The 12,428-nt window shown below is 61.5% G+C and carries 4 protein-coding genes; 1 reads left to right on the top strand and 3 read right to left on the bottom strand.

What is annotated here, in order from left to right; all coding sequences use genetic code 11:
* Nucleotides 1–825: 825 nt before the first annotated feature.
* Nucleotides 826–1,326, bottom strand: a complete 501-nt coding sequence (locus R6U20_RS01400) for a TspO/MBR family protein (protein ID WP_410336082.1) — start codon at nt 1,324–1,326, stop codon at nt 826–828.
* Nucleotides 1,327–1,368: 42 nt separating this feature from the next.
* Complete coding sequence (gene hisI, locus R6U20_RS01395) at nt 1,369–1,761, bottom strand: phosphoribosyl-AMP cyclohydrolase (protein WP_410336083.1); 393 nt, start codon at nt 1,759–1,761, stop codon at nt 1,369–1,371.
* Between the two features lie 427 nt (nt 1,762–2,188).
* Between hisI and R6U20_RS01390 the strand changes: the two genes are divergently transcribed.
* Nucleotides 2,189–3,763, top strand: a complete 1,575-nt coding sequence (locus R6U20_RS01390; protein ID WP_410336081.1) for a DEAD/DEAH box helicase — start codon at nt 2,189–2,191, stop codon at nt 3,761–3,763.
* Nucleotides 3,764–4,775: 1,012 nt separating this feature from the next.
* Here R6U20_RS01390 and R6U20_RS01385 read toward each other — a convergent pair.
* On the bottom strand, nt 4,776–12,305 hold the full coding sequence (locus tag R6U20_RS01385) for a LamG-like jellyroll fold domain-containing protein (protein WP_410336080.1): 7,530 nt from the start codon (nt 12,303–12,305) through the stop codon (nt 4,776–4,778).
* Nucleotides 12,306–12,428: the final 123 nt, after the last annotated feature.

Genomic DNA, 12,428 nt, shown 5'->3' with positions numbered 1-12,428 from the left:
GCAGGATCTACCGGCGTACGGGGCAGAGCCCCTGAAGAGCCTGCGTTGCACGGCAGAGGGGCCGAAGGTCATGCTTTTTGTGCCATGCGACGAGGGGGCTAAACAGATACCAAGGCAGATCCTTGCGACGAGTGGCGCCTTCTGCCCAACACTTTCTCCTGGCGTCAACGCTCCTGCGTTGACGAAAACATGAGGATGCTCCCGCGTCCGCCCAAGCTCTCGCAATGCAACCGTTTCGGGCACTCTGTACGAGGCAGAGCCCCTAAAAAGTGCGTCACAAGGCAGGTATGTGCTTAGCGACTTGTAGCCTGCGAACCTGTGCCGGGCGGTGTTTAGGCCAGGTTAGAGCGGGACAGAGGGGCCGTAGGTCATGCTGGTTGTGCCATGCGAGGAGGCGTGACCCTTCTGACCAAGGGCGTCAGGATGACGTGGGGGCGCGAACAACAGCTCGGCATTGTGAGGTGCTCCCTCCTCTGTCGTCATGCTGAACGCAGTGAAGCATCTCAGGATGACCTGTTGGAAAGCAATGCCGCCACGCCTGCAAAGGGGCGCCTGGAGAGGGGAGCGGCTTCGGGCGGCGCGCTTGCCCCTGTTTCTTCCTGCGCTAAACACGTACCAAGGCAGAGCCTTGCGACGAGTATCACAGGAATTATACCAATTCCACATACCCCGTTGAGAATGGAGGGATGGAAGCGTGAACGGAAGGTTGAAAAAACTTCCACCCTTCCACCCTTCCACCCATCCGTTTCCCCCAAACTCTCTCCTGCTTGTCAACGCTTCTGCACTTGCCCAATTTCTGGTGAGTCCCCAGAACTCCTTAGGTTCTCAGTTCATCATCCAGAGCGTGCCGTTGAGCAGCGTGGCGTACATGACCCACAGCAGATACGGCATCAGTAACCAGAAGGCCGTTGGGCTGATCGGGTAGAAGCGTTTGAGCGTCCACCGGATGGCCAGGAGTAGCGCAATGATGACGACGAGTCCGCCCGCAATGGATTGCATCCCGAAGAAAACGAACGACCAGGTCCCGTTAAGCACGAGTTGCACAAGGAATGCGGTGCTGGCCCCTTTCACGCCGGGGGCAGACCATCCGCGGCGCAGCACCAGGTACCACGCGGCGGCCATCATCGCGTAAAGCGTGATCCACGCCGGCGCAAAGAGCCAGTCGGGCGGCGTAAAAAACGGCTTGTTGAGGGTGGGATACCACGTCTGTACCGGACCCTGCGTTACGTATCCAGCCAGTGCGCCAACGCCTTCGCACAGCACCAGTACGCTCAGAAACAGCGCAATGTGCCAGGTCGTGCTCCGTTCATTCGTGTCGGTAGCCATGAGCGTATCAGAGGTAATCTGAGGAGAGGCAAAGGCCTGTGCCTATGCGCCGTAGACTTCATCAGGATCGAACACCTTGGTGCCGTCATTCACGAGCGAGCCATCGCGTTCCACCCGGCGATAGAAGCACGACCGGTGTCCGGTGTGACACGCAGCATCGCCCACCTGCTCGACCTGAAAGAGTAGCACATCGCCGTCGCAGTCCAGGTGCGCGGCATGCACATGCTGCACGTTGCCACTGGTTTCGCCCTTGCGCCACACCGCCTGCCGTGAGCGGCTCCAGTACACCATGCGTCCAGTTTCCAGCGTTTCGTGCAGCGTTTCCGCGGTCATATAGGCCATCATGAGGACATCGCCGGTGTCGTGGTCCTGGGCAATGGCGGCCACTAAGCCGTCGTCGTCAAACTGAACCGCGTTGAGCAGGTCGTTGGGCACAGGCATGTGAGGGTTGATTTACAGAAACACGGGACAATCCGTACGCACCGGCTATTGGTTCGTTGCGCACACGATCGAGGAGGGGATGGGTGTTGAGTGATAGCCCGCTCAATAATGAGGCGAACGGTCCTCCGTTCGCCTGCGCCGGGGATGCTTCCAATCTCCGTCTACCCTGCACTGCCGCCCAACTCCGCGCAGTGTTCGCGGGAAGCAGACGCGCCCTCCACATCCCCCACGCGCTGGCGGCTTATACGTAGGTGTAGTTTCCGCACTTGGGTCGTCCGACTCGATTGGAGGAGCCGACGCCCCACATCTCTACGTGCGGTCTGTCGCTCATTGCTTGCACAGGACGAAGTGGCGGATCATATTTGCACTCGGCCGCCAGTTCCCATCTCTCGGCCTTTCGTTCTGTATTGCTTTCCCCTTTATGTCTACCCCTTTTACAGCCCTTGGGCTGAGTTCCACCCTTGCCGACACCGTAAGCGACCGGGGCTACACCACCCCCACGCCGATTCAAGAAGCGCTCATTCCCTCCATGCTCGCCGGACGCGACGTGGTGGGCCAGGCCCAGACGGGCATGGGCAAAACCGCTGCCTTTGCGCTTCCCATGATTCACACCTTAGGCGAAGGCACCGGCACGCTGCGTGGTATTGTCGTAACGCCCACGCGTGAACTCGCCAAGCAGGTTGCTGAGGCCGTCTACGCCTACGGCAATCGCCTGGATATCCGCGTGCTGCCTATCTATGGCGGACAGCCGTACCATCGCCAGACCCGACGCCTCGACAAGGGCGTTGACGTTGTTGTGGGCACGCCCGGACGCATGCTCGACCTGATTCGCAAAGGTGCACTCGACCTGAGCGCTGTGCAGGTGGCTGTGCTCGACGAGGCCGACGAGATGCTTAGCATGGGCTTTATCGAGGATATCAAAGCCATCCTTGCGGCTACGCCCAGCGAGCGCCAAACGGCCTTCTTCTCGGCCACCATGTCGAACGATTTTCAGCGTCTGGCCAAGCAGCAACTCGACAATCCTGCGTCGTGCCGCCTGGAGCCGAAAGAGCGTACTGTGTCCAGCATCGAACAGCGCTATTACCCGGTCGCGAAGCGCGACCGCACCCCCGCGCTCATGCGTTTGCTGGAAACGGAAGACATCACCAGCGCCATTGTCTTTGCCCGCACCCGCAACGACACGTTTCGCCTGGCCGATACCTTGCAGTCGAACGGATACAACGCCGGCGCGCTTAACGGCGAGATGGATCAGCCCGAACGGCAGCGCATGCTCGACCGCTTCCGCAACAGCAACATCACTATTCTGGTGGGCACCAACGTGGCTGCGCGTGGACTCGACATTGACCACGTGTCGCACGTCTTCAACTACAACCTGCCGCGCGACCCGCAGGTGTACGTGCACCGCGTAGGCCGTACCGGACGCGCCGGACGATCGGGGACCGCGCTTACACTTGTCACGCCCAACCGCCGCAAGCGCCTGAAGCAGACCGAGCGGCACATCAAACGCACCATTGAGCGCACCGATGTGCCAAGCGATGCCCAGGTGCAGGCCCACCGCGACGCCACGCTCCGCGCCGAGGTGGCCACCTGGATGGCCGCCCACGACCCCCGCCGCGAACGCGACATTGTCGATGCACTCGTCGACGAAGGGCACGACCCGGCTGCCATTGCCGCCGCCGCACTCCACGAGGCCCGCACGCGGCGCAAAGCCACGCAACGTCAGGATAACGCACCCAAGCAAGCCGCACGCCCCGCCGACTCGCACGAAGACGGCATGGTGCGCCTGCGCCTGAACACCGGCAAACGCAACAACACGCGTCCGGGGCAGATCGTAGGCACGCTGGCCAGCGCCACGAAGATGCCTGGAAGCGCCATTGGACGCATCGACATCCATCCCAGCCACACCATGGTGGATGTGCCGAGCGAATATGTTCAGCAGGTGCGCGCCAAAAGCGGCAGCTACAAGATTGGTCGTCAGCGCGTACGCGTCGAGTAACTTCACGCTCCACCACATCACAAAGGAACGCAAAAGCCCGGCCCTTTCCGAAGGCGCCGGGCTTTTTTGATGATAAAGATCTGACAGGTCTTTCGAGACCTGTCAGATCTATTCGGGCCCTAATTGTCATCCCTGACAAGGCGTTCTATCGCCGCAGAGCTGGAAACGAACGGAGTAAGTTATGCCCGTAATCGAATGACGCAGACTGAGAATGCGTTGTGCTATACATCTGATCGCTGTTGAACATACAGAAATGCTTGTTTATGCCCCCACACCGTCATCCCAGACGGAGCGGAGCGACGATCTGGGATCCATGCCCCAATGGAGAGATGCGTTAGCAGAGTGCGTTCGCCCTCAAACGACGAATGGATCCCGGATCAGCGGCGCCAGGGGCGCCTTGCCTGTCCTGAACTCGATTCAGGATCTGGATGACGGGCGTTGGGGGGCTGTGCGACTTCTGAACCTATAGCACAACCCGTTGTCACAGATAATTTATGGGGTAACGTATGGGCTCCCACGTTATAGTCATCTTGGACCATCCCGACAGCCGTCGGGAGCTGATTCGGGGACTTTTGTGGACTTCCATGACATTCATTCGCGTGAGCAACCCAACCATTGACCTGTGGCACAACGGTAGACTGGATCCTGAATCAAGTTCAGGATGACGGTTGGGGGCGGTGCTGATCCCAGGCGAAGAAACAGCGCTGAACGCCAGGGAGATGGCTCCCCTCGACAGCGGTCGGGGCTCCTGCGTCGGCCTCTGCTCACCATGACACGCTTCGTTGGGGGCTGATGCCAGGGCAACTATCAAAATGAGGGTTGACAGAGCAGTCGTGCTGTCTCACGCGTGATTGTTTGGGTCGTTTGAGCACACGGGATCCCTCCCCCTACATCCTCCTCCTCCTCTGAGAGGGACTTCATGAGGGTGTCCGGTGGTTCCTTCCTCCCTGGTACGTGTTTCGCGACTTCCCACCCAGAGGGCGTCCGGCTATATCTCTGGTACCGCCCGCTGCTACCGCACAACGGTGATGCGCTGGGTTTCGGTGTGGCCCTCGGTCTGCATCCGCAGGAAGTAGGTGCCGCTGGCCAGGTCGCTCACGTCAATCGTCTGTTCGGTGCGCCCCTCTGCGCGATCGTCAACGACCGTTTGCACGCGGCGTCCCAGCACGTCGTAGAGTTCAATGCGCACCTCCTGCCGCTCGGGCACGGCGTATCGGATTGTGGCCTGTGAGCGCGCCGGGTTGGGGTAGGTGGGTAGCAGCTCGGCCTGGTCGACATTTCGGGCTACGGTCACCGGATCGCTAAGCGTGGCGTCGCCATCGGCGTCGAGCTGACGCAGGCGGTAGCGCAGGCTATCGGCAGCGTAGGGCAGGTCCGTGTCTTCGAAACGGTAGGACTGCGGCTCGTCGGTGGTACCGGCACCGTTGAGGGTGGTGAGTGTCTTCCAGTCGCCCGAATTGTCTGCGACATCAGCGACCCGGCGCTGTACTTCGAAACCGGCATTATCCGTCTCGGAGCGGGTTTCCCACTCAACGGTTACACGCTCACGATCGCCCCCGTCGTAAGTGGCTTCCATCTGAGCCAGTTCAACCGGCAGCGGATTGTCGGCCTCGCTACTGGCAAGGGCAAACTGGCTAAAGCCCGTCAGGTCTTGCACGGCCACAACGCTCCGGTCGGCGTCGCGAACGATTGTGCCGCCCAGGTTATCGACCCGGTTCCAGGTGGTGCCGCCATCGTCGGACTTGTAGAGCTGGAGCGCGTCGAAGTCGCCAATGCCTCCGATAGAACCGGTTTCCACGACCAGGTCGTACGTGGGATCGGCGTCGAGATCGGTGGCCTCTACCGTCCAGGTGAAGGGCGCGACGTTATCGGGCAGCTCGCCGCCGGGATCGCTGGGCGCGGTATCGCTGCGGGTGAGCGTGAGGCTGCCGTCGGTGGCGTCGTTGTCGCGTAGCAGCACGAGCCCCTCGAATCCATTCGGATCCAGGTAGCCGAGCAGCCCGCTGGCGTCGGCAATGTCTGTGTCGGTGGTTTCGACCTCAGTGCGTTCGTAGGCCCCGAGGTCGGGGCGGGCGCCAAAGATGCGATCGCGGCCCGCGAGATCAGTGGAGAGGGTGCTCGCTACGCCGTCAGTTGCAAACGGAGCATAGGTGCCACGGGCCAGTGCCGGAGAGCCCGCGCCCAGGCGCAGCCCGTCGTCGTCGGTGCCGAAGCGGTCGTCATCGCCGGGCGGATTGCTCGCATCCACAAACTGCGGATCGGCATCGAGGTTACCGCCGTCGTCGGTGTTGGGATCGCCCCCAACGCCGTCTCCATTCACCCCGCCCTCAATGAGCGTGTACTGCAGGGTAGCCGAGGCGCTGTTGTTGCGTATCTCGCCGCCGTCTCGCTTCTCGTTGATATCGGCCTCGTTCCCCCATAGGATGCTGTTGGTAAGCACCGGCGTGCTGGTGCCGTCATCACCAAAGTTCAGGAGCGCCCCGCCCTCGCGGTCGGCATAATTCCCCGTGAACGTAGAATTTGTGATCTGGGGGCTGCTTACGCCCGCCTGCCCAATGCTGTATATGGCGCCTCCACTATTGGCGGTGTTGTTGACGAACACCGTGTTTGTGATGGTGGGACTACTCGTTCCGCCTTCCACGGTGGTATCACCGCCGTAGTTATACATCGCGCCGCCCTCGAAGTAGGCTGCATTGTTGGCGAACACCGCGGTTTCGATCTGCGGGCTGGCCGTGCCGCCTCGGGTGCCATCGTTGGAAATCGCACCGCCGGAAAGGTCGGACGCGTTGTGGGTGAAGGCTGTGTTGGCAATGTGCGGACTGCTGGTGCCGAATTGCCCATCATTATACAAGCCTCCTCCAAACGTATAAGCATAGTTGCCCGCAAAGACAGAGTTGGCAATCGTTGGGCTGCATGCGCTTGTTGCATCGCGGTTGTTTCCGTCGCAAAAGATGCCGCCGCCCGATAGGGACGCAGGGTCTCCGCTCGTACTGGCCTGCCCTCCGGTAATGGTCAGCCCGTCGAGCACGGTATCGGTCGTGATTGTGTTGCCGCCCGTGGCGCCGTCGAGGTAGAGCACGGTATAGCTGTTTTCTCCATCGGCGACATCCGTAGCGCCGTCAATGTCTTCGGTGGTTTCCGTCACGCCATCGCTGTTAGTGTCGTCGTTGTCGTTGATGTCGCCGGAGAGCACGGTGCGGTTCGCGCGCAGGTCGCGGCTGTCGAGTTGGCTCTCCACGTCGGATACATCAGTGAACGTCTCCGTGCCAGTCCACCCGCCGTAGATGGCAAGGCCGTCCTGGGACCCGCTGATTTCAAAGCGCGCGTCGCGGTCGGAGGCATCGTCCGTTGGCAGGTACCGCCCGCCGGCCACCACGATCACATCGTCGCCGGTGGCCGCGTCAAGGGCAGTTTGCAGATCCGGCAGGGCCAGGTCGAACGAAGAGCCATCGCCGGTGCCCGAGGCGTCGGCATCGACGTGGTAGACGGGCCCGTCGTAGAGCGAACGTTCGTAAGCGCCCAAGCTCACGGTGCCGCCCTGCACCCGGTCTTCGCCCAACAGGTCGGTGTCCATGTCAGCGGGCAGTGCGCTGGTGTCGCCGGCGTTAAGCGCGGGCGAGCCGGGTTGGAGGCGCAGGCCATCGTCAACGGTGCGGAGCGAGTCGTCGGGGCCCCGGGGGCGGGTCGCATCGGCAAACAGGGGGTCGGCATCGAGGGTATCGCCGTTGTCCTCGTTTTCATCGCCGCCGGTGTTTGGACCGTTGACGCCGCCCTCAATGAGCGTGTATCCCAGAGTGACAGTGCCGCCCTCGTTATAGGTAGCACCGCCGCTGGTGGAAGCGGTATTTCCCCAGAGGATGCTGTTGGTAAGCGTGACCTCGTTGGGCCCACCTGGTTCCTCATAAAATGGGGGTTCGTCATCGCTTGCATCTGCGCGCCGGGCATACAACGCCCCGCCCCTATCGGCGCTGTTGGTCGCGAAGGTGGTGTTGATGAAGTCGATGTTGACTGTGCCTTCTTCAGACGTGTTGCTTCGAATAGCGCCTCCCAACGATTCCCCATCGGGATTGCTAGCCGTGTTGTCTGCAAAAAGGGCGTTTGCAATTGTTACCGTAGCGCTCGCGTTGCTTCCACCTGCGCTGAACGTGACGGCGCCCCCTGTGGAAACAGCCTCGTTGCTTGTGAAGGCAGCATTTTGAATATCGAAATCGGTATTGCTACCGAGGGAGGTGGAAAGAGCGCCTCCACCGTTCGCCGAATTTCCAGCAAATGTGACGCGATCCATCTGGAGATGTCCGGTGCTGCTCTCCGACCAGAACATGCGAACGGCCCCGCCAGGGCCGCTGACTACGTAGTTGTCGTGGAAGGCCGCTGCGGTGATCTCAAGCGTTGCATCGTCGCCCCTGATGTAGAGCGCACCGCCACTGTTGGCAAGGGACGTGGAGCCGCGATCCGCAGCATTCGACGTAAAGCGCGCCTGGTCGATGCGTAGCCGTACGCTGCCTCCCGAATCGCCGTCGCTGTAGATAGCCCCGCCCCCTGCGCGCGCAGTGTTGTCGGCGAACACCGCATCCGTGATTTCGAGCTGGCTGGTCCCGTTCGTACGAGCCGCGCTGTAGATTGCGCCCCCGTCGTCTTCAGAGAGGTTGTCTGTAAAGGTGACATTGGTCAACGGCGGGCTGCTTGTGCCATCATCGCTGCCGTCGTTCAGCAGTGCGCCGCCCCCGCCGCCGGACTGATTCCCCGTAAAGGCAGTGTTTGTAATGCGTGGGCTACTCACCCCGCTGCTTGTTCCACTGTTCAGTAGTGCACCTCCCGAATCGGAGGCGGTGTTGCCTGCAAACGTGAGGTTTTCCAGGGTGGGACTGCATTCGCTGCCCGTGCCTGCACCGTCGCAATACGCGCCGCCGCCCTTGTCTGCGGCACTCCCCGAATCGCCGTTGGCCTGCCCACCGGTGATCACAAGTCCATCCAGCACGGTGGCGTCGGTGATCGGGCTGCTGGTGGCCCCGTCCAGGTGCAATACCGTGTGGCTGTTCGTGCCGCTGATGTCGCTGGCGGTTTCAGTGACGCCGTCGGTGGTCGTGTCATTGTCGTCGATGTCGCCGGAAAGGACCACCGGGTTGGCGTCGATGTCACGCGTGTCGAGCTGGCTCTCCACATCATCGGGCCCCTCGAACGACTCGGTGCCCGCCCAGCCGCCGTAGACGGCAAGCCCGTTTTTCGCGCCATCGATTTCGAACGTGGCATCGGGGTCAGTGGCGTCATCCGTGGGTAGGTAGCGCCCTTCAGCGACCACGATCATGTCATTTGCTGTCGCCAGACGGAGGGCGGTAGCCAGTTTGGGGTAGGCATCGTCCCACGACGAACCGTTGCCCGCTCCCGACGCACTTTCATCCACGTAGAGGACGCGCGGGCGGTTGTCGTACAGGGTCAACTCGCCGGGGGCCTCCAGATCGGAAACCGTAACCGACCCTCCATCGAGATCTTCGGGGCGCACCTGCCACGGATCAGCGGGCGAGCGCCGCGCGCCCAGCCCGACCTCGGACTCGTTGGGCACGGTGACGTTGTCATACGCCAGCTCCAGGTCGGCAGCGCCCGTGGGCGCCGCGCCCCACACCACGTTGGTGCGCTCGTTGTTCGGGAAAGGCACCGCCTCGCTCGTGAAGACCTCAGCACTGGGGTCGCCGTAGCGGTAGAGCGTCGTGCGCGCCTCGGTGCTGGTCACGGTGAGTTGTGCATCGGCGGGACCAATCGACGCGGTTTCGTCGGCCGCCACAACCACGCTTTCCTGCCCGAGCGGCGCACTGTTCCCGGTCCACTGCGGGTCGTTCACGTGCGTGGCATTGCGTCCGCGGGCCAGGTCGTAGGCGGTGGTGCCCGAGAAATCTGCGTCTCGGCGCTGGTCCGACTGCGCAGCGTCAAAGCGATAGTAGGCGGCCAGGTCGGGCTGTATGGTGTCAACAGTTTCGTGTTGGGTGGTGCGCAGTTCCTCGGCGGTGCGCGCTGTGCTCCACAGGCGCACCTCATCGACAGATCCGCCCAAGAAATTGCTGGCGGTGTCGTCGCTCCAGGCCTGCCCGATGGTAAACTGCCCGTCGGAGGCGGGGCGCGTGCTGGTGGTAAAGGTCGCCTCTTCGGTGCCGTTGACGTAGAGCGCGCCAGTATCGTCATCGCGGACGACCACGGCGACGTGGTGCCACTCTCCGGCCGCAAAGGCATCGCTGCTATAGGTGGAGCCGCTATCGGGGTCGTCGTAGCGAAAGCGCCCAGTGCTGGTGCTACCGGTGCCCTCATGCTCGTAGAAGAGCACATTTCGCACGTTGCCATCGGCGTCGTGGAGCGAGAGCACGCCTTCAGCCTGGTCGTTGGTGCCGGTGGGGCGCACCCAGGCTTCCATGGTAAAGGCTTCATCGGCCAGTGCACTGCTCACTGCATCCGCCTGCAGATAGGTCTCGTTGCTGCGGTCAAATGCGAGCGCGGTGCCCGAACCGTAGGGCGGCTCAAGCAGCGGCCAATCGGCCTCAGCGTCTTCGGGCCGCGTGGAGTCGGTGCCACCCTCACTAACCGTGTAGCTATCGATGTCAAGTTGGGCAGTCGGGGTCAGCAGCCCGTCGCTGGCGCTTTCATCGCGGGTGAGCGACACGGTCACCGAAACCGAGTCATCGGCGGGCACATCGACGGTCCACGTGCCACTGCTGACGGTGCCCGCGCCGCTGGGCGACGAGGCCGACACGCCCGCGGGAAGCCCGAGGTCGACCTCAGCGCCGGTAACGCCCGCATTGCCCACGTTGGTCAGCGTGAAGCGGGCGGTTTTTGCCGCTGGCTCCGACGACAGACGCAGGCTCGCCCCTGGCACCGCCTCCTCGTAGGGCCCGAGAGAGGCGGCCGTCGTGCCATCTTCATTGCCATCCTGGATGCGTTCGTTGCCTACCAGGTCGGTCGTGATGCTATCGGGCAGTGCGGTGTCGTCGCCCGCATCTACGGCCGGAGAGTTGAACTGAAGGCGTAGTCCGTCATCGCCGGTGGCAAACGTTTGGTCTGCGCCAGCAGGAGCATCAATATCCGCAAACTGGGGCCGTTCACTCAGGTTGCCCCCGTCATCGATGATATCCCCTGAGCCGCCAACACGCGGACCATTTACGCCATCCTCTACAAGATTGGCGCGAAATGTCGTTTCTGAAATGTCTGTTTCAATCGACAGTCCTGGGTCGCCGGATGCCGTGTTGCCCCACACAATGCTGTTGGAAAACTCTACGGTAGCGGGGTCTTCCAATCTGGCTCCAGACGCGTAAACAGCTGCTCCGTCTAATCCTGTGTTGTCAACGAATGTGCTATTTGTAAATACGATACGTTCGTCGGGCGTGTGGTCCGTGGTGTAAACGGCTCCTCCTATACCGAGGTTATTGTCCGTCGCCTCATTACCTGTAAATAAGGTGTTTATAACCTGCAGATCGGCTGTTCCAGGTCCATCGTCGTCAGATCTGTTTATTATGGCTCCCCCCTCTTGTTCTGCTGCGTTGTTGGCAAATACAGAGTTGGTAATAGTCGAAGACAGGACAGCGCTGGCCCTTGCGGAGCTATAGATGGCTCCTCCATCAGAGGCGTCATTCTCCGCAAAAACGGATTGGGTGATCGTGAGGTGCACATCAGTATCCGGATCACTCACGGAAATGTACACGGCGCCGCCGTCTCCAGCGCTGTTCTCCGTGAAGCGTGCCTCGGTGAGTGTAATGCTTCCTGTGCCCTCATTATCTGATGCAGTAAAAATTCCGCCGCCCGCCCCAAATCCCGATTCTGTAGCGTCGTTCCCATGAAAACGAACGCGCTTTAGCGTGGGGCGGCTGGTGCCGCCGTTTTGGGAGCTATTGTAAAGACCGCCACCAAACCCAGACTTGTTTCCTGTAAAGTCGACATTTCGGAAGGTCGGGCTGCATTCGTTTCCGTTCTCCTCCCCGTTGCAATAGACCCCACCTCCAGAATCCACAGGAGAAGGATCACCTAACGATTCGCCGTCAGGAATCTGTCCCCCCGTTAGCGTCACCCCGTCTACCACTGTGCTGGACGTGATGGTGCCGCCCGAACTGCCGTCCAGGTAGAGCACCGTGTTGCTGTTGCTTCCGCTAATGTCACTGGCGGTTTCGGTGATGCCGTCGCCGTTGGTGGCGTCGTTGTTGTCGATATCGCCCGAGAGCACGGTTGGATTCGCCTCCAGGTCGCGGCTGTCGAGTTGACTTTCGACATCTGCGATGCCTGTGAACGTCTCCGTGCCGCTCCATCCGCCATACACAGCAAGGCCGTCTTGCGCACCCGTAATCTCGAATCGAGCGTCAGGGTCCGAGGCATCATCCGTGGGCAGATAGCGCCCTTCAGCAATGACGATCGCATCGCTGCCCGTGGCACTGCTTAACGCATCCGACAGCGAGGTGGCGTTGCTCCACGACGAGCCGTCGCCCGTGCCGTCTTCGGTAACGTGGTACACGGTCTGGGCCGATGCCGCTGGGGCGAGCCCAGCCGTGGCAAACAAAAGCGCAAGGCTCACTACCCAGGCATACCGTGCGCCAGCCCACAGCATCTCAAAACGAGGCCGGCAGATCGGAGTAAGCGATGCAGCGAGCAGCATCTCACGTACAATGGACGTAAGCGTAGCAAAACGCATCATGGC

This window comes from Longimonas sp., from assembly GCF_046498435.1.
GTDB lineage: Bacteria > Bacteroidota > Rhodothermia > Rhodothermales > Salinibacteraceae > Longimonas.
This window is presented reverse-complemented; position numbering and strand designations above follow the sequence as displayed.

What these genes read in the sequence shown, in the direction of transcription:
- R6U20_RS01400 (WP_410336082.1), bottom strand. Translation starts at nt 1,326, where the DNA reads ATGGCTACCGACACGAATGAACGGAGCACGACCTGGCACATTGCGCTG.
- R6U20_RS01390 (WP_410336081.1), top strand. Translation starts at nt 2,189, where the DNA reads ATGTCTACCCCTTTTACAGCCCTTGGGCTGAGTTCCACCCTTGCCGAC.